General features: G+C 72.2%; 17 protein-coding genes. 4 read left to right on the forward strand and 13 right to left on the reverse strand.

Translation table 11 applies throughout. The annotated features are described in order from the left end of the window. Positions 1-124: 124 nt before the first annotated feature. The 4 genes from IEY82_RS32275 to IEY82_RS32290 form a co-directional block, all read right to left on the reverse strand. Positions 125-1,057: a TrmB family transcriptional regulator gene (locus IEY82_RS32275; protein ID WP_189128056.1), complete on the reverse strand. Its 933-nt coding sequence runs from the start codon at positions 1,055-1,057 to the stop codon at positions 125-127. Positions 1,058-1,237: 180 nt separating this feature from the next. Beyond that, complete coding sequence (locus tag IEY82_RS32280; RefSeq protein ID WP_189128057.1) at positions 1,238-2,638, reverse strand: metal-dependent hydrolase family protein; 1,401 nt, start codon at positions 2,636-2,638, stop codon at positions 1,238-1,240. Between the two features lie 132 nt (positions 2,639-2,770). Then, positions 2,771-3,979, reverse strand: a complete 1,209-nt coding sequence (locus IEY82_RS32285) for a cytochrome P450 (RefSeq protein ID WP_189128058.1) — start codon at positions 3,977-3,979, stop codon at positions 2,771-2,773. 77 nt (positions 3,980-4,056) lie between these two features. Continuing rightward, positions 4,057-5,274: an NAD(P)/FAD-dependent oxidoreductase gene (locus tag IEY82_RS32290; protein WP_189128059.1), complete on the reverse strand. Its 1,218-nt coding sequence runs from the start codon at positions 5,272-5,274 to the stop codon at positions 4,057-4,059. Positions 5,275-5,490: 216 nt separating this feature from the next. Here IEY82_RS32290 and IEY82_RS32295 point away from each other — a divergent pair, with 216 nt between their 5' ends. Next, positions 5,491-6,201, forward strand: coding sequence for a ThuA domain-containing protein (locus tag IEY82_RS32295; RefSeq protein WP_189128060.1), 711 nt, complete (start codon positions 5,491-5,493; stop codon positions 6,199-6,201). A gap of 37 nt (positions 6,202-6,238) precedes the next feature. On the opposite strand, the gene IEY82_RS32300 is transcribed toward IEY82_RS32295, so the two are convergent. Together IEY82_RS32300 and IEY82_RS32305 are read right to left on the reverse strand one after the other, a co-directional pair. After that, entirely contained in the window at positions 6,239-7,000 is a 762-nt protein-coding gene (locus IEY82_RS32300; RefSeq protein ID WP_189128061.1) for an SDR family NAD(P)-dependent oxidoreductase, read from the reverse strand. Continuing rightward, a complete protein-coding gene (locus IEY82_RS32305) occupies positions 7,000-7,767 on the reverse strand; it encodes an SDR family NAD(P)-dependent oxidoreductase (RefSeq protein ID WP_189128062.1) in 768 nt (255 codons plus the stop codon). The genes IEY82_RS32300 and IEY82_RS32305 overlap by 1 nt, the downstream gene beginning before the upstream one ends. 197 nt (positions 7,768-7,964) lie before the next feature. Between IEY82_RS32305 and IEY82_RS32310 the strand changes: the two genes are divergently transcribed. Next, positions 7,965-8,990: an amidohydrolase family protein gene (locus IEY82_RS32310; RefSeq protein WP_225263993.1), complete on the forward strand. Its 1,026-nt coding sequence runs from the start codon at positions 7,965-7,967 to the stop codon at positions 8,988-8,990. Here IEY82_RS32310 and IEY82_RS32315 read toward each other — a convergent pair. The 7 genes from IEY82_RS32315 to IEY82_RS32345 form a co-directional block, all read right to left on the reverse strand. Next, complete coding sequence (locus IEY82_RS32315; RefSeq protein WP_189128063.1) at positions 8,941-10,122, reverse strand: MFS transporter; 1,182 nt, start codon at positions 10,120-10,122, stop codon at positions 8,941-8,943. The genes IEY82_RS32310 and IEY82_RS32315 overlap by 50 nt on opposite strands. 89 nt (positions 10,123-10,211) lie before the next feature. After that, positions 10,212-10,871 carry a hypothetical protein gene (locus IEY82_RS32320; RefSeq protein WP_189128064.1) on the reverse strand — a complete coding sequence of 220 codons (660 nt, stop codon included), beginning with the start codon at positions 10,869-10,871 and terminating at the stop codon, positions 10,212-10,214. A 28-nt stretch (positions 10,872-10,899) separates the two neighbouring features. After that, a complete protein-coding gene (locus tag IEY82_RS32325) occupies positions 10,900-11,604 on the reverse strand; it encodes an ABC transporter ATP-binding protein (protein ID WP_189128065.1) in 705 nt (234 codons plus the stop codon). Beyond that, complete coding sequence (locus tag IEY82_RS32330; RefSeq protein ID WP_189128066.1) at positions 11,588-12,409, reverse strand: ABC transporter ATP-binding protein; 822 nt, start codon at positions 12,407-12,409, stop codon at positions 11,588-11,590. Before IEY82_RS32330 ends, IEY82_RS32325 begins: the two co-directional genes overlap by 17 nt. Further along, positions 12,406-13,482, reverse strand: coding sequence for a branched-chain amino acid ABC transporter permease (locus IEY82_RS32335; protein WP_189128067.1), 1,077 nt, complete (start codon positions 13,480-13,482; stop codon positions 12,406-12,408). The genes IEY82_RS32330 and IEY82_RS32335 overlap by 4 nt, the downstream gene beginning before the upstream one ends. Further along, complete coding sequence (locus tag IEY82_RS32340; protein WP_189128068.1) at positions 13,475-14,335, reverse strand: branched-chain amino acid ABC transporter permease; 861 nt, start codon at positions 14,333-14,335, stop codon at positions 13,475-13,477. Before IEY82_RS32340 ends, IEY82_RS32335 begins: the two co-directional genes overlap by 8 nt. Positions 14,336-14,426: 91 nt before the next feature. Continuing rightward, positions 14,427-15,605 carry an ABC transporter substrate-binding protein gene (locus IEY82_RS32345; RefSeq protein ID WP_189128069.1) on the reverse strand — a complete coding sequence of 393 codons (1,179 nt, stop codon included), beginning with the start codon at positions 15,603-15,605 and terminating at the stop codon, positions 14,427-14,429. Between the two features lie 231 nt (positions 15,606-15,836). Between IEY82_RS32345 and IEY82_RS32350 the strand changes: the two genes are divergently transcribed. Then, positions 15,837-16,370 (forward strand): PadR family transcriptional regulator, encoded by a 534-nt coding sequence (locus IEY82_RS32350; RefSeq protein ID WP_189128070.1) that lies wholly within the window; start codon positions 15,837-15,839, stop codon positions 16,368-16,370. Further along, positions 16,354-16,992 (forward strand): GyrI-like domain-containing protein, encoded by a 639-nt coding sequence (locus tag IEY82_RS32355; protein ID WP_189128071.1) that lies wholly within the window; start codon positions 16,354-16,356, stop codon positions 16,990-16,992. Before IEY82_RS32350 ends, IEY82_RS32355 begins: the two co-directional genes overlap by 17 nt. Positions 16,993-17,106 lie beyond the last annotated feature (114 nt).

The following is a 17,106-nucleotide window of genomic DNA, read 5'->3' on the forward strand; positions in this document are numbered from 1 at the left end:
ACGTCCATCTTTCACGCGCAACCCTAGAGTTGCACCTGACCGCCTGCGCCAGGAAGCCGGGGTGATCGTCACCAGCGAGGAACCCGACGACCGGAGCCCGCTCTGGTGGTCGGCCGGCGCGAACTCAGCGCCTGCGGGCGCCCTGACGGCCCGAGGCGCGCTTGCGCACCGGCGGCACGTCGGAGCCGGCGCCGTTCTTCGCCCCGTTGCGCCCGCCTCGCAGGGCCACGGCGGCGAAGCCGTGGTCGGACCGCAGCCGCGAGAGGTCGGGGTCGTCGCTCCAGAAGCTCGACACGTCCTGCTCCGGGAAGTTGGCCGCCATGAGCTGCAGCGCGATGTCGTGGCGGACGTATTCGACCGCGACCATGACGACCGCCGGGTTGTCGGAGAAGATGCCCCAGGCGTCGGCGCCGACGAAGCCGCCGATGACGCACTCCTGCCGGTCGCCCACCGCGACGAACAACCGGCAGCCGAGGTTCTCCAGGACGACGGGCGGCGGCGAGAGCCGGTGGATGTAGGTGCGCGGGATGGCCGACGGGTCTTCCTCCTCGGCGAACGACATGACGGTCACGGAGACCCCCCGGTCGTGCGCGTCGTGGATCAACGGGTCGAGCGGGTTGTTCTCCTCGGGCCACAGCGACAGGAAGAGGTCGCGCTGGGCGCCGGCGACGATGTCGCCGGCCCGCTCCAGCAGGGCCTCGCGCCCGGTGAGGTTGTGGATCAGGTGCAGGCGCGGCGGCGCCGCGATGCCCGGCAGCGACTCGCGCAGCGAGTCGAGGGTCGACTCGTAGTGCCGGCCGAGCCGGTCGAGCAGCGACTTGGGCGGCAGCGGCAGGTAGCTCACGGCGTCTTCGCGGGTGCGCACCTCGTAGATCGCGCCGGACGCGGTCAGCTTGCCGAGCGTCTCGTAGACGGTGCTGCGCGGCACGCCCGAGCGCTTGGCCACCTCGTAGCCGTTGAGCGGCTCGCCGGCCGCCACCAGCGCGAGGTAGGCCTTCGCCTCGTAGCCCGACATGCCGAGCACCTGCAGGCGCTCGATGATGCCCTCGGTACTCATGGCTGGCCTGACCTTTCCTGCCGTTGCGTGGGGCCGGGCAACTGGTGGGTGACGTGGGGGCCGTGGGCACCGTGGGGGCCGTGAACCGTCCGCGGCGACCGGTCGTGGCGTCGGGTGCACGTACACATTACAGCCCCGGCCGCCCGCGCTCGGTCGGGTGCGGCCCCGGCTGATCCCCGTTCAGGCACGCGACAGGCGGAGCAGTTCGTCGTCGGTCAGGGTCTTGCCCTCGGCCCGCCCGAGGGCGGTGTCCTCGAACGCGAACGCCCGCGTCAGCGGGCAGGCCGCGAGGAAGGCCACCTTCTCGCCGGCCCGCGGACGGCGCTCGGGGATCGGCCGCGACAGGTCGACGCGCACGCCGTCCTTGATCACCTCGTGGATGGCCCCTTCGCGGGTCAGCACGGTGATGTCGGCCAGCGGGTCGCCGTCGACCACGATCACGTCCGCGAGGTAGCCCTCGGCCAGCGCGCCGACCTCCCCCTCCATCTTCATGGCCCACGCGGCCTTGGAGGTGGCGGCGGTGATCGCCTCCATGGGCGAGAAGCCGGCGTAACGCACGAGCATGTCGAGCTCGCGGGCGTGCCACTCGCCGCACGGCGTGACCGCGAAGCCGGTCTCCGAGCCCGTGATGACCCGCGCGCCGAGCCGGTGCGCCTTGCCGATCATCTCGCCGGTCACCTCCAGCTCGGCCTTGAAGATGTCGAGCAGCGCCGGTGCCGTGCCTACCTTCTCGCCGTAGTCGACGAGGTTGCCGAGCAGCGTCAGCGTCGGGCAGAGCGTGGTGCCGTTCTCCAGCACCGCCTCGAGCGCGGCCTCGTCCATGTAGCTGGAGTGGTAGATCATGTCGATGCCCGCCTCGGCGGACTCCTTCGTGCTGATGGAGTTGCGGCAGTGGCCGACGACCGGCGTGTTGAGCTCGTGGGCGGCCTCGACGACGGCTCTGATCTCGCGCTGCGACCAGACCTTGACCTCGGGGCCCTTCACCGAGGGGATGAGCCCGGTGACCATGATCTTGATCCAGTCGACCCCGTGCTTGACCTGGCGGCGCACCTCGCGGGTCATGCCGTCCAGGTTGTGGACGACCGTGGCGTAGCCCGTCGTGCCCTCGTCCTTGATCAGCCGGCCGGCGGTGCCGCCGAGCATGGTCATCAGGGCGTTGCCGCCGGCGCGCATCCGGGGGCCCTCCACGATGCCGGCCTCGATCGCGTCCCGGAGCTCGACCCCGATGTTCCAGAGGCAGTCGGCGTCCATGACGCCGGTGACGCCGGCCCGGAGCACCTTGCCGGAGTTGTGGGCGGACAGCATGGAGCTGTACGCCTCGGTGCGGTGGAAGAACAGCTCGTCGTTGCCGGTCGGCTCGCCGAAGGACAGGTGGGTGTGCGCGTCGATGAGGCCCGGCATGACGGTCTTGCCGGTGGCGTCGATCCGCTGGAGGTCGGGCGCGCGCGCCGCGAGCTCGTCGGCCGCGGCGCCCAGCGCCGCGATCTTCCCCTCACTGATCAGCACGGTCTCGCCGGCGCGCGCGGGAGCGCCGGTTCCGTCGATGACGGTTCCGCCCTCGATGGCGATCATCTGCGACATTCAACTCTCCTCACGAGAAAGCCGGGGCCGGCCGATCGGGGGCACGGCCGTGACCGCCCGCGATCCGCCGCCGGACCTCTGCTGATCCTGCGTCGGTACGTTGCTTAGTGTCAAGGAGCTTAACGACCAGTGTCACTCCGGCGTGACAGCCGCTCCGAACAGCACCGGGTAACCCCCGAAGTGGTCCCGCTTGGAGTGCGCCTCCTTCACCGGCGGGCTGGCCGGGTCGAGGCGTACGCCGTGGCGCAGCAGCTCGCGCACCATCAACGGCACCGTGCCGAGCACGTGCTCCGCCTCGCCCTCCTTGGGCACGGTGCCGCCGTCGAGCTCCATGCCGATGCAGGCGTGCATGCCGCCCCCGAAGGTGTGACCCCACGGCTGGACGCCGGCGGGCGTCACCCGGTCGGGGTCGAACACCGCGGCGTCCGGCCCGAACACCTCCGGGTCGGTGTTGGCCGCCTTGATGTCCATCCGGACGCGCGTACCGGCCGGGATCGACCGCCCGTCCCGCAGCGTCACGTCCTCGACGGCCTCGCGCAGCGCCTCGGGGCTCGCCGGGTGCAGCCGCAGGGCCTCGTGCACGCAACGCTGGACGAACAGGTCGTCGTCGAGGCGGTGCGCCTGCTCCGGATGCCGCTCCGCCCAGCGCAGGATCTCGTCGACCGCGTGCGTGAAGGCGTCGGAGGTGCTGTGCGAGCCCGCCTGGAGGTAGAAGGCCACCTCGCGGAGCATGACGTCCCGGTCGATCCGCAGCTCCTCGCGGTTGCGGACCAGCGCCATCAGCACGTCGCCGGGGTAGGCGTCCTCGGGGACCTCCGGGTCCTCGGCCAGCGCCACCCGCCGCTCGTACGACGGCGTGAAGAACATCGCGTCGAACCGGCCGAGCGCCTCCGCCACCTCGGCCCGTACGACCTCGGGGTCGCGGGTGGTGTGGATCAGGGTCGCGCCCTCGGAGAACTTGATCGCGAACTCCTGCAGCGCGTCGGTCTCCTCGACCGAGCCGGTCGTCCGGTCGATGCCGGCGACCTTCGCGGTGAGGTTCATGACGGTCCGGGTGCCGAGCAGCACCAGGTCGGCGTGCCCCTGCTTGATGACGGGAGTGAAGGCCTCGTCGATGATCCGCGGGACGAGGTCGGCCTCCCAGGTCTTGAACGTGCCTCGCCGGAAGAGCCGGTTCTCCACCCGGCGGCGCAACTGGTGGTCGGGCCCGTGCAGGTCGAGCAAGGTGTCCCGCATGACCACGCCGCCCGCCGTGTAGAGACCCTGGCGCAGTCCGCGCTGCCGGAAACCGTCCCAGAGCTCCTGGTAGCGCCTCAGGGTCACGGTCGAATCGCTGAGCATGTGTCACTCCTGCCGTCGGTCTGTGTCTGCTGCTGCTGGAGAGCCTGGTGGACGCCGTCCATGGTCATGCCATGACCTCATGCGATCTCCTCCAGCGGGCCCTCAAGCGGGTCCTCGTGGGGCACGCCGCCGGGGAGCGCGCGGCCGAGGGCGCGCAGTTCCCGGCCTCTTCCCACGCCCGTGACCGCCTGGACCCGCCCGTCCACCACGGTCCTGGCGAGGAACTCTCCGGCCTGCCCACCGGCTCCCACGACACCGTCGACGACCACCGGCGCGGCGGCGTCCGGCCAGCCGGCCACCTCGAGGTGCACGTCGTACTGGTCGGTCCAGAACCACGGCGACTCGTCCAGCGGGGCGGGAGTGCCGGTGATGGCCGCCGCGACGGCTCCGGCCTGCTGGATCGCGTGCTTCCAGTGCTCCACGCGCTGGTGGCGGCCTCGGTGGGGGACGAACTGCTCGGTCACGTCGCCCGCGGCGTACACGTCGGGTGCGCTGGTGCGGCCGAACGCGTCGGTGCGGATGCCCGCGCCCACGTCCAGCCCCGCCGCCGCGGCCGGCCCCGTGTTGGGCACGGCGCCGAGGCCGGCGACCACCACCCGGGCCGGCAGCCGCTCGCCGTCCTCCAGGACGACGGCCTCCACCCGGTCGCGCCCGGTGATCTCCCGCACCGACCGGCCGAGCCGTAGCCGCACGCCGTGGCCGCGGTGCAGGTCGGCCAGCATCTCCCCCACCGGGGCGGGCACCAGGCGGTGCAGCGGCGCGGGCAGCGGATCGACGGCGACGACGTCGGCGCCGATCCGGTTCAGCGTGGCGGCGACCTCGGAGCCGATCAGCCCCATCCCCACGACCACGACCGGGGTCCCCGGCGCGACCTCGGCGCGCAGCCGGTCGGCGTCGGCGAGGGTCCGCAGGAGATGCACGCCGCGCAGGCCGGCGCCGGGGAGGGCGGGTCGCCGGGCGGTCGCGCCGGTGCACAGCACCAGCACGCCGTACGGCAGGCGGCGCCCGCCGACCGTGACGCGGTGGTCGCCGGGGTGCAGCTCGGTCACGCGCTGCCCGAGCACCAGCTCGATGTCGCCGTCGGCGTACCGCCGCTCCGGCGCGACCAGCAGGTGGCCCGGGTCGCGCGTGCCCGCCAGGTAGCCCTTGGACAGCTGGGGACGCTCGTACGGCAGGCGGTCCTCCTCGCCGACCAGCAGGATGGGCTCGCTCCAGCCGTGACGCCGCAGCGCGAGGGCGGCGGTGGCGCCGGCCAGGCTCGCGCCGACGACGATCGCCGGGCCGCGCGCGCTCACAGCCCGTGCCGCACCGCGGCGGCGCGCTCCGGCTCACCGGCCGCGTCGGACCATCTGAACAGCACCACGTGACGGAACACGCGCACTCCCTTCCGCATGCGGGCCCGGTCACCCGGAACGGCGTCGCCGGGCGGCGGGCGAGGAGCCTTTCCAGCGACGGCCCCGCTGCGTCAGAATGTAGTCGTTAGACGCCTCACGTCAAGAAGGGTCGCGAGCATGCCGGAGACGACACCGAGATCGGCACTGATCCTCTCGGGAGGCGTGGCGCACGACTTCCCGGCGAGCAGCGCGGCCCTGGCGGGTGTTCTGGAGGAGGCCGGGTTCGCGGTCGGCGTGACCACGGACGTCGAGGGGGCGTGTCTCGGCCTCGCCGATCGTGACCGGCGGCCGGCGCTGCTGGTGCTCAACATGCTCAGGTGGACGATGCGGGTCGAGCGCTACGCCCATCTGCGGGCCGAGTGGTCGATCTCACTGAGCGACGCCGCGCGGGAGGCGCTGTCCGGCCACGTGCGGGACGGCGGCGGGCTGCTCGCCATGCACGGCGCCAGCATCTGCTTCGACGACTGGCCCGGCTGGCGCGACCTGCTGGGCGGGGTCTGGCGGTGGGACCGGTCCTCGCATCCGCCGCTCGACGGTCCCGTGCGCGTCACCGTGGCCACGGGCGGTCACCCGATCGTCGACGGGATCGGCGACTTCGACGTCGTCGACGAGGTCTACGGCTTCCTCGACCGCGCGCCGGACGTGCGCGGCCTGATGAGCTCGCCGCACGGCGGCGCCGACCATCCGCTGCTCTGGGCCCGCGAGGTCGGCTCCGGCCGCGTGGTGTACGACGCGCTGGGACACGACGGGCGCTCCTACGACGCGCCCGAGCACCGTCTCATCGTGCGCCGCGCCGCGGAGTGGGCGGCGGGCGCGCCGTCGTACTGAGGTGGAGACCGCCGACGGTCTTCCCCAGGGATGTTCCTCAGGCGTGGGTGACGCCGAGGGCCAGCCCTCCGTCGACGGTCAGGATGCCGCCGGTCACCCATTCGGCTCCGGCGAGGTACACGACCGCCTCGGCGACCTCCTCGGGGGTGCCGATCCGGCCGAGCGCGTGCGCGCCGGCCAGACCCTGCAGGCGGGCGTGGGCCTCCTCGGGGGTGCCCAGGCCGGCGCGTTCGTTGATCTCGGTGTAGACCGCGCCGGGCCGCACGCAATTGACGCGCACGCCCTGCGCCCCGAGCTCGGACGCCAGCACACCGGTGAGCGACTCGAGCGCGCCCTTGGTCGCCGCGTACGGGGACGCCCCGGGAAAGGCCCGCTGGGTGTGCACCGAGCCGAAGAAGATGATCGACCCCTTGCTCCGCGCCAGGGCCGGCAGGGCGAGGCCGGACAGCTGCACCGGGCCCACCACGTTGGCGTGGTAGAGGTCGAGCATCCGCTGCTCGTCGAGCTCGGCCAGCGCGCCCCGGTACATGTTGCCCGCGGCGTTGACCAGCGTGTCGAGGCCGCCACCATGCTCGACGGCGGCCTCCACCAGCCGCTCGCGGTCGGCCGCGACCGTGACGTCGCCGGGCACCGCCAGGCAGGCCGGGCCCAGCTCGCCGGCGACCTGCCGGATCTTGTGCTCGCGCCTGCCGGAGATGGTGACGCGGGCGCCGCGCTCGACCAGGGTCCGCGCCACCCCCGCCCCGATGCCCGAGCCGCCGCCGGTCACCAGGATCGACGTGCCGGCGATGTCCCGCATCAGAGCCCCACGGAGTCGACGGTCTTCGGACGGGCCAGGTTCCGCAGGGCGGACTTGGTCAGACCACCGTCGACGGCGAGCACCTGCCCGGTGATGTACGCCGCGCCGGCGGACCCCAGGAACAGCACGCAGTCGGCGACCTGCTCGGCGGTGCCGAGCCGGCCAAGCGGCACCTGCGCCTGGCGCTGCTCGCGTACCTGCTCGTCGGCGTAGATCGCGTCCGACATGCCGGCCAGGATCAGGCCGGGGGCCACGGTGTTGACCCGGATGCCGGCCGGTCCCCATTCCAGCGCCATCTGCTCGGTCAGGCGGATGACGGCGGCCTTGGTGGCGGTGTAGGCGCCGGCGTTGGGCGCCGCCGCGATGCCGTTGATCGAGGCGATGTTCACGATGGCGCCGCCGCTCGCGGGCTCCATCATCGCCGCCGCCTGGCGGGACACCAGGAAGGTGCCGGTGAGGTTGACCTTGAGCACGGCCTCCCAGTCGTCGAGGCTCAGGGTCCGCAACGGGCCGAACCGCACCAGCCCCGCGTTGTTGACCACCAGCGCCGGCGCCTCGTCGAGGGCCTCGAACGCGGCGACGACCGACGGCTCGGACGTGACGTCCACCTTGCGGGCCACGGCGGACTCGCCGATGTCGGCGGCGACCTCCCGCACCGACACCTCGTCGACGTCCCAGAGGGCGACCCGGTACCCCGCCTTGGCGGCGTGGCGGGCTATGACCGCTCCGATCCCGCTGCCGGCCCCCGTGACAACCGCCAAGCCCATCTCGCTCTCCTTCGCGTTCGTCATCCCCCAGCAGACACATCCGCCGGCTCCCTCGCCGGATGGGAACGGGCTCCCGCGGGTGCGTTCGCACCTGTGCACATGCGTCGCTATAACACCAACGACGCTAGTATGACATAGGCGCATCCGTCCATACCGCTCACCGCGATTTCCCGCTCGCGGCCGCCGAAGGAGCCACTGTGACCGATCACGACCAGTCCGTTCCCACGCGAGACCCCGCCGTGATCGACGTGCACGCCCACGCGGTGCTCCCCATGACGCAGGGAGCCGCCGGAGCGGCCGGCCCCGAGCTGGGCAGCGCACCCGACGGGCGGCCGTTCTACCGGGTCGGCGAGTACGTGCTGCACGGGGTCCGGTACGAGGGAAGCGCGTTCATGGACGTGAACGTCCGGATCGACGGCATGGACGCCGCCGGCATCCACCGCCAGCTGCTGTCCCCCAACCCGCTGACCTACTTCAACGACCTCGACCCGGCCACGGCCGTCCGCTACTGCCGGGCGCACAACGACGCTCTGGCCGAGCTGGTCGGCGCCCACCCCGGACGGTTGATGGGCGCGGCGCAGCTCCCCCTGCGGGACGTCGGCGCGTCGGTCGCCGAGCTGGAGCGGGCCGTACGCGACCTGGGGCTGCTGGCCGCCTACATCGACACCGACCCCGGACGCCCGCTGGACGACCCGGCGATGGACGCCCTGTACGAGGCGGCCGTCGGCCTGGACGTACCGGTGTTCGTGCACCCGACGCCCATCGGCGCGGGCGGCCCGCCCGACGATCCCCGGCTGCGCAGGTTCGACCTCGACCTGCTGTTCGGGTTCGCCTACGACGAGACGCTCGCGGTGGCCGCCCTGGTCTTCGGCGGCGTGCTCGACCGGCATCCCCGGCTGGACGTGTGCCTGTCGCACGGCGGCGGCGCGCTGGCGTACGTCGCCGGCCGGTTCGCCCGGGCGGTGGCGGCGCCGCGGCCGTGGGTGCCCGGCTTCCTGCTGGAGAACGGCATCGAGCCGTACCTGCGCCGGCTGTGGCTCGACACGCACGTGCACAGCGGGCGTTCGCTGGAGCTCCTCGTCGACGTGGTGGGCACCGACAGGCTCGTCTTCGGCACCAACTTCGCCGGGTGGGACGCCGGGGGCGCCCGGGTCACGGACGAGGTGGGCGACCTCATGCCGGTCCTGTCCGGCAACGCCGCCCGGCTGCTGCGCCTGGCGTGACGGGCAGCACCCGGTGGGCCCCGCCGTACGCGGCGGCCGCGAGCAGCAGGAGCACGAGGCAGACCGCCCAGGGCGCCTCGTAGCCGTCGGTGGCGTCGGCCAGCGCGCCGAAGCCCCAGGGCGCGACCAGGGCGCCCGCGTAGTAACCGGTCATCGTGACCCCGGACGCCCGGCCCACGGATCCGGGCGCCCGGTCGATGACGACCGCGTGCGTCAACCCCGCGCCGGCGAGGTTGGCCGACACGCCCAGCACCGCCCCGGCCGCGAGGAGAGGCAGCCACCAGCGGGCCCCGGCGAGCAGCCCGGCGATGCCCACCGCCGCCACCACGCAGACCAGCGCGACGAACACCGCCCGCCGCCGAGCGCCCAGCCGGTCCGCCCATCGCGCCGCGCCGAGCATGCCGGTCAGGCCGAAAGCCGTCCCGGCGGCCATGAGCTGCCCGGCCTGCGCCAGCGGCAGCCCGGCCTCGTCGTGCACGTACGTCACCATCCACGACTGCAGCGGCTGCGTGCCGCAGATGAACAGGAAGGCGGCGAGGGGCAGCGTCCAGAAGCCCCGCCGCAGGGGCGGCTCCGCGCGGGCCGTGACCGTGGAGCCGCCGCTCCGGGGCAGCGTGAGCAGCACGGCGAGCGCCACGACGCCGCCCGCGGCCGCCAGCGCCCAGGCCACCGCGCGCCAGCCGGCCGTCTCGGCCCACCCGCCGCCCAGCGCCAGCACGCTCGCGATCGCCGGCACGCCGGCCGTCTTGAGGGTCAGCGCGAACCCGCCGATGCCCGGCCGGACGACCGCCATGACGGCGAGGTTGGTGCCCACGTTGCCGAACGCGTACGCCGCGCCGGCCGTCACGGCCACGACCGCCAGGACCGGATAGTTCCCCCACGACGCGGCGGCGGCCCCGCCCAGGGCCACGGTGACCATGTTCAGGGCCAGGCAGCGCCGGGCGCCGAGCCGCGCCCCCCAGCGGGCCGCGAGCAGCGACGTCAGGCCGGTGAACCCGAAGAACAGCCCGATGAGCAGGCCCAGGCCGGCACGGCTGACGCGCAGCTCCGCCTGCAGGGCCGGGCCGACGAAGCCGAACAGGAAGCCGGGGCCGGCGCCGAGCCCGATGGCCAGGCCGCACACGGTGATCACCGCCCACATTCCCCGGCCGCGCGGAGACCGCCCGCCCGCCGTCCGGACCTCGGACGCGGCCCCCTCGGGACCGGCCGGGCGGTCGCGACTCAGGACGCCCCGTCGCTCAGGCCGTCATTCAGGCCATCGCCCGAACCGGCACCCGGTCCCTGCCTCGGAGCGACGCCCGGACCGTGGCCCCGATCGTGGCCCGGATCTGCGGTGATGTCCGTGGATACCGTCCATACGCACGGCAGGTCCGGAGCGGCCGGCGGCGCGACCGTCCAGGCTCGCCCGCCGTGGGTGTCGATGGTGCGCACGCACCGGGCGCAGTATCTCGGGCGTCCCGCCGGAACTCCCGGCACCTCCCCTTCGGCCACCGTCGCCGTCGCGGGGTTGTCGCGCCAGTACCGGCCCCCGCTGCCGCAGGCATGTCGGAACGTCGTCGTCGCGCCGTCGGTCTCGACCGTGCCCACCGAGCCGTGGGCGCGCAGCAGCGCCGCCACCTCACCCGCGTCGACGCGCGTGCCGACCAGCTCGTCCAGCCCGACGCTGGCCTCGCCGATCAGCCGGGAGATGACGTCGTCGAGGGGGCGGTCGGTGGCCGCTATGTCCAGCAGGCCGGCGATGAGGGAGATCAGCCGGTCGTGCAGCTGCCGCCACCGGGCGTGCTCCTCCTCGACCAGCGCGAGGACGGCGTCCGTGGGCGGTGGATCCATCAGCCGCAACCGCTCCGGCAGAGGCGCCAGGTGCGGAGGGTCGGCAGCCACGGTGTCTCCTCTTCGGCGCGGGTAGGTGTCAGCGCAGGTAGGACGCGACCAGCTCGTCCGAGGCCAGGAGGTCGGCCGAGGCGCGGTCGAGCTCGTTGCGGCCGTTGCGCATGACGTACGTACGGTCGGAGACGCGCAGCGCCGAGGCCTGCTGCTCGACGATGAGGAAGGTGACGCCGTCGTCGCGCAGCTCGCGCACCACCTCGAACAGGTCGTGCACGATCCTGGGAGCCAGCCCGAACGACAGCTCGTCGATCAGCAGCAGCCGCGGCCGGCCCATCATCGCGCGGGCCAGGGCGAGCATCTGCTGCTGCCCTCCCGACAGGGAGGACGCCGAGGCCGTCAGGCGCCCGGCCAGCTCGGGGAAGACGCCCAGGACGCGGTCGCGGTCGGCGCGGACCCGCGCGGCGGACGCCCTGCGGCTCGCCGTCCCGAGGTGGAGGTTCTCGCCCACGGTCAGGGTCTGGAAGATGCCGCGGCCCTCGGGCAACTGGCACAGGCCGAGTGACGCGCGCTTCTCCGGGGTCGCCTTGAGCAGGTCGGAGCCGTCGAAGCGGACCCGGCCGGACCACAGCGGCACCACGCCGGACAGCAGCCGCATCAGGGTGGTCTTGCCGGTGCCGTTGGGACCGAGCACGGTGATGATCTCGCCTTCGGCCACGTTCAGCGAGACGCCGTGCAGGACCTCCAGCCGCCCGTAGCCGGTGCGGGCGTCCTCAATCTCCAGCAGCAAAGTCGGCTCCTAGGTAGGCCTCGACGACGACGGGGTCGCGCAGCACGTCCGCCGGGGCGCCGGACTGGATGATGCGGCCGAAGTGCAGGACGGCGACCGCCGGGCAGAGCCGGGTGATCAGTTCGAGGTCGTGCTCGATGATCAGTACGGCCGCGTCGCGGTCCGCCGCCCAGTCGGTGAGCCCGGTGACCAGCCGGTCGACGTCCTCCGCGCCGAGACCCGCCGCCGGCTCGTCCAGCAGGAGCAGCCGGGGCTCGTTCAGCAGCGCCCGGGCGACCTCGATGATCTTCTGGCTGCCGATGGGGAACCGGCTCGCCGCGCGGCCGGGGTGCTCGCCCAGCCCGAACGTCTCCAGCAGGTCGCGGGCCTGGCCGCGCAGCCGCCTCTCGTCGCGCCGCGCGGCCGGGAGGCCGAACAGCTCCGACAGGTGCCCGCCGCGGTAGTGGCGTCCGGCGCCGGTCAGCACGTTCTCGGTGGCCGACAGGTGCGGGATCAGGCGCGGGGTCTGGAAGGTGCGCGACACGCCGAGCCTGGCGATCTGGTGGGCCGACCCGCCCACGACGCTCCGCCCGCCGAGCCGTACGTCCCCCTGGTCGGGACGCAGGTAGCCCGAGATCACGTTGAGGCAGGTGGTCTTGCCGGCGCCGTTCGGGCCGATCAGGCCGGTGAACCCGGGCCGCACCGGCAGCGTGACGTCGTCGAGGACGACGTTGCCGCCGAACGACATCCGGATTCCGTCCAGCTCGACGACCGGGTGGCCCGCGGCGGAGTCCGGCGTCGCCGTCGACGTGTCCATGGGCGTCATGCCCTCACCTCCGAACGCTCCGACGCGGTCCGTCGCGCGAGAAGCCGCCCGACCAGCCGTGAGTCTCTGAATGTGGCGAACAGGGAGACGAGCCCGCCGGGCAGGACGGCGATGGCCACCATGAGGACCACGCCGTAGGCGATGGCCTGCAGGTCTCCCAGGTCCTGGAAGAGCTCGATCAGCACCACCGCGAACGCCGCGCCGATGAGCGGCCCCCAGTGCGATCCCGCCCCGCCCACGAACACCATGACGAGCATCGGGACCAGCAGGTTCATCTCGAACATGGCCGGGAACACGAACGTCTGCAGCTGGCCGTACAGCGATCCGGCGACGGCGGCGATGAAGCCCGACAGCCCGAAGGCGATCAGCCGGTATCTCAGCGCCGAGACCCCGAGCGACCCGGACAGCTGCCCCAGGTGCCGCACCGCCTGCAGGGTGCGGCCGAACCGCCCGATCAGCGACCTGCGCACCAGGAAGAAGGCGACGGCGGCGACGGCGAGGGTGACGAAGTACGTCGACGCGCTGCCGTTGATGCCGGGCAGCGTGAACACCTCGACGTTCAGGCCGCCTCCGCCGCCGGTCACCGCGCGTGCCCCCTTGAGCAGCTCGACGATGGCCATGCCCAGCGCCAGGGTGGCGATGGCCAGGAAGAAGCCCGTGAGCCGGATGGCCGGGAAGCCGATGAGCACGGCCAGGCCGCCCGCGGCGAGCCCGACGAGCGGGATCGTGACGAGGAACGGCACCCCCTGCTCCATGGCGATCGCGCTGCCGTACGCGCCGATCGCGAACAGCGCGGCGTGCGCCAGCCCGATCTGGCCCGACCAGCCCACGAGCAGGTTGAAGCCGAGGGTGGCGACGGCGTACACGAGGGTGAGGTTCAGCACGAACAGCAGGTAGGAGTTGAGCACGAAGGGCGCGGCGAACAGCAGCAGCAGGGCCACGACCGCCACCAGGCCCTTGGTACGCCCAACGGCGTGCGCGCTCGGCTCGGTGACCGCCTCGGCGCCGGCAGTGACCATGGTCGGATCCTCCGTGTGCGTGGTCGTCGCGGTGGCCCGTCCCGGCTCAGACATCTCTCAGCCTCATCCCCTTGGTGAACCCGCCGGGGCGGAGCATGAGCACCAGGAAGACGGCCAGCAGCGCGACGGCGAACTGCGCCGACGTCGAGATGTAGGTGCCGACCACCTGCTGGATGATGCCCAGCGCGAGACCTCCGGCGAAGGTGCCGAACAGCGAGACGAAGCCGCCCATGGTGGCGGCGACGAACCCGTAGATGATGAGCGAGGCCGCCGAGTGGGTCGAGACCAGCGTCGACTGCGCCTGCAGCATGACGGCCGTGCTCGCGATGAGGCCGCCCAGTCCCCAGGCGATCGCGGACAGCCGGCCGGCGTTGACGCCGATCAGCCGCGCGGTCTCCCGGTTCTCGGCCACGGCCCGCATCTGCGCGCCCATCGGCGAGCGGAAGAAGGCGGTGATGCCGATCGCGCCGAGCGCGCCGACCACGATGGTGACGACCTGCGCCCAGCTGACGTCGAGCCCGCCGACGTCGAGGTGGTTGCCGGACCACGGGGCGGTGAAGCTGCGCGGCTCGTGCCCCCAGATCAGCCCGATGAGGGCGTTCAACGCCAGGGACAGGCCGATGGTCATGAGGAGCAGCGGGAAGTGGCCGTGCTTCGCCAGCTTGCGCATCAACGCCAGGTCGATGACGATCGCGAGCAGGGTGCCGATGACCAGGGTGACGACCACGGCCGGCCAGAAGGAGATCCCGGCGGCGTTCAGCACCGTGCCCACGTAGGTGGCCACCAGGCCGATCTCCGCCATGGCGAAGTTGGGGACGTCGGCCGCCTTCATCACCACCACGATGGCCAGGCCCAGCAGCGCGAACCAGCTCCCGGACTCCAGTCCGCTGAGCACTGTCTGCAACATGTCTCTCCGCTTCGGTGCAGGACGACTTCGGTGCAGGACGACTTCGGGGACCGGCCGGCGAGGGAGGCCCGCCCGGCCGGTCGAGGGCGGCCTACTTCGGCGGCGTGAACTTCCGCAGGACCGTCCACTTGCCGTCCTTGAACTCCGCCAGACCCGCCTGTTGCACGCAGGTGTGGCCGTTGGGCAGCTTGCCGCAGGCGATGTCCGGGATGGAGCCCAGCGAGATCGGGTTGTCGGCCAGACTCTCGGCGGTCTTGTTGAAGTTGGCGTAGGAGACGTCACCGCCCAGCCGCTTGACCAGCTCGGCGAAGGCCTTCAGGAAGCTGTAGGTCTGCAGCGAGAAGCCGCTCTCCCCCTGCTGGCCCTGGTACTTCTTGGCCAGGGAGCGCCAGTGCTCGACGCTCGGGTTGTCGGTCGAGACGACGTCGGCCTGCATGCCGCCGATGAGGCCCTCGGCCGCGGCTCCGGCGGGTCCCACCGCGCTCGTGCCGCCGGTGCCCGCCCCGCCCTGGTCGGCGAAGACGGGGATGGTGATGTTGCGCTGGCGCAGGTGCTGCAGGATCAGCGCGACCTGGTTGTTGTCGGTCGCCAGCAGCAGCGCCTCAGGCTTGGCGGCGATGACCTTGTTCACCGCCGAGCTGACGTCGGTCGAGCCGGGCTGGACGTCCTCGTTCGCCACGATCTTCACGTCGGGGTGCTTGGGCAGCTGGAGGTCGAGCGCCAGTTTCATGGAGACGCCGAGGTCGTTGTCCTGCTTGATGACCGCGAGCTTGGTGGAGCCCTGCTCGGCGAAGTAGTCGATCGCGACCTGCTGCTGGCTCGCCCGGGTGGCGCTCAGCAGGTAGACCTCCTGCTGCTTGGGGTCGGCCGGGGAGACCGGTCCCCAGACCGGGGTGCCGTTGTCGGCGATGAACGACCACGTGCCCGGCAGGCCCTGTGAGCCGGACGGCGCGACCAGCGCGTACACCTTCTCCTGGGAGACCAGGCGGCGCACGTTGGTGACGACCCGGTCCGGCGCGAACCCGTCGTCGAGCAGGACCAGCTTGACCTTGCGGCCGTTGATCCCGCCGGCCGCGTTGATCTCGTCCGCGGCGATCCGCAGGCCGGCTTCGAGTCCCTGCCCGGCGACCGCCGCCGTGCCCGTGAGGGGCAGGGTCGCGCCGAGTGTGATCTCGTCTGTGGTGATCCCTGGAGGCGCCTCGCCCGAGTCGCCGGAAGCGCCGGCGTCGCTTGAGACGTTTCCGCAGGCTGATACGAGTACGGCGACCAAGAGAGCCGCTGTGACCCTGTGTGACGTGCGAGCCATCCGGTCCTCCGAAAGGGGCCGTGGGGGAATGGCGTTACGCGTGTAACGTGCCGTTAATCTACGAAGCTCGCTTCAGCGTCGTCAAGAGTCTAACGACGATCGCCTGTCGAGTGATCACGCCCGTCACATGGAGGCGGCCCCGAGCGCCCGGCGCCGTGGCCCGGAGCCCCCTATTCCAGTACTAGAATATTCCCCATGGAGGTGACCCCATCCGAACTGACCGTGCTGGGTCTGATCATCGAACGGCCCCGGCACGGATATGACCTGGAACGGGAGATCGAGCAACGCGGCATCCGGCAGTGGGCCGACATCGGGTTCTCCTCGATCTACTACCTGCTCGCCAGACTGGAGAAGCGCGGCCTGGTCCACGTCCCGGAGGCTCCCGCCGCCGCGAAGTCCCGCCGTGTCTTCCACGCCACGCCCGCCGGCCGCGAGGTCGCGGCCGGCAACGTGCTCGCCCTCATAGCGGAGCCGCGCCCGGCTCCGCACCCGCTTCTGGTCGGCCTCGCGAACCTGCCCCTGCTCACGGAGGAGGAATACGCACAGGCGCTACGCGTCAGGCTGACGCGAGTGGAAGGGCGTATCGCCTCGGTCCGGGCGGCCGAGCAGGCCCAGGCCCCTCTCCCGCCGCCGGCGCGCGAGGTGTTCTCGTACTCACTGAGCCTCCTGGAGGCGGAAAGGTCGTGGCTCGTCGATCGAGTCCAGGTGACCCATGACGAACAAGTCTGATTTCAAGAAGAGCCTTGACGCCTACCAGGCGAAACAAGGCAGGTTCCGGATCGTGGAGGTCCCCGACCTGCAGTACCTCATGATCGACGGCCACGGTGACCCGAACACCTCGGCGGCCTTCTCCGAGGCGGTCGAAGCGCTCTATCCGGTGGCCTACAAGCTGAAGTTCGCCAGCAAACGAGACCTGGACCGCGACTACGTCGTCATGCCCCTGGAAGGTCTGTGGTGGGCCCGGGACATGGACTCGTTCACAGTGTCGCGTGACAAGTCCCGGTGGGACTGGACCATGATGATCATGGTTCCGGACTGGACGGACGAGAAGATGTTCGCCACCGCCGTCGAGCGGGCCGGGGTCAAGAACCGTCCCGCCCGCCTTGGTGACGTCCGTCTGGAGACTCTGTCCGAGGGGCGCTGCGCGCAGACGTTGCATGTCGGTTCGTTCGACGACGAGGCCGATGTGCTGGCGCGGATGCATCAGGAGTTCATCCCGGACCACGGGTTCCACATGGCCGGCAAGCATCACGAGATCTACCTCAGCGACTTTCGCAAGACCGCACCCGACAGGCAGCGCACCATCCTCAGGCAACCGGTCAGCGCGGCCCGCCCCGTCGCCGCCGGGTGAGCGTCAGGCGGGGGAACGGCGGCCGGAGCGAGGGAGGATCGGGCGGAGGCTAGCCGTACGGACGTTCCGGCGCTAGGGTCCTAGTGACGCTCGCTCCGACCGAAGGGCGCCAGG

Origin of the sequence: Nonomuraea cavernae (assembly GCF_014646355.1) — a bacterium.
Classification (GTDB): domain Bacteria; phylum Actinomycetota; class Actinomycetes; order Streptosporangiales; family Streptosporangiaceae; genus Nonomuraea; species Nonomuraea cavernae.

Excerpts from the sequence above, each read along its gene's own strand:
- IEY82_RS32275 (WP_189128056.1), bottom strand. The coding sequence starts at position 1,057 with ATGAGTACCGAGGGCATCATCGAGCGCCTGCAGGTGCTCGGCATGTCG.
- IEY82_RS32280 (WP_189128057.1), bottom strand. The coding sequence starts at position 2,638 with ATGTCGCAGATGATCGCCATCGAGGGCGGAACCGTCATCGACGGAACC.
- IEY82_RS32285 (WP_189128058.1), bottom strand. The coding sequence starts at position 3,979 with ATGCTCAGCGATTCGACCGTGACCCTGAGGCGCTACCAGGAGCTCTGG.
- IEY82_RS32295 (WP_189128060.1), top strand. The coding sequence starts at position 5,491 with ATGCCGGAGACGACACCGAGATCGGCACTGATCCTCTCGGGAGGCGTG.
- IEY82_RS32300 (WP_189128061.1), bottom strand. The coding sequence starts at position 7,000 with ATGCGGGACATCGCCGGCACGTCGATCCTGGTGACCGGCGGCGGCTCG.
- IEY82_RS32305 (WP_189128062.1), bottom strand. The coding sequence starts at position 7,767 with ATGGGCTTGGCGGTTGTCACGGGGGCCGGCAGCGGGATCGGAGCGGTC.
- IEY82_RS32330 (WP_189128066.1), bottom strand. The coding sequence starts at position 12,409 with ATGACGCCCATGGACACGTCGACGGCGACGCCGGACTCCGCCGCGGGC.
- IEY82_RS32335 (WP_189128067.1), bottom strand. The coding sequence starts at position 13,482 with ATGTCTGAGCCGGGACGGGCCACCGCGACGACCACGCACACGGAGGAT.
- IEY82_RS32340 (WP_189128068.1), bottom strand. The coding sequence starts at position 14,335 with ATGTTGCAGACAGTGCTCAGCGGACTGGAGTCCGGGAGCTGGTTCGCG.
- IEY82_RS32350 (WP_189128070.1), top strand. The coding sequence starts at position 15,837 with ATGGAGGTGACCCCATCCGAACTGACCGTGCTGGGTCTGATCATCGAA.
- IEY82_RS32355 (WP_189128071.1), top strand. The coding sequence starts at position 16,354 with ATGACGAACAAGTCTGATTTCAAGAAGAGCCTTGACGCCTACCAGGCG.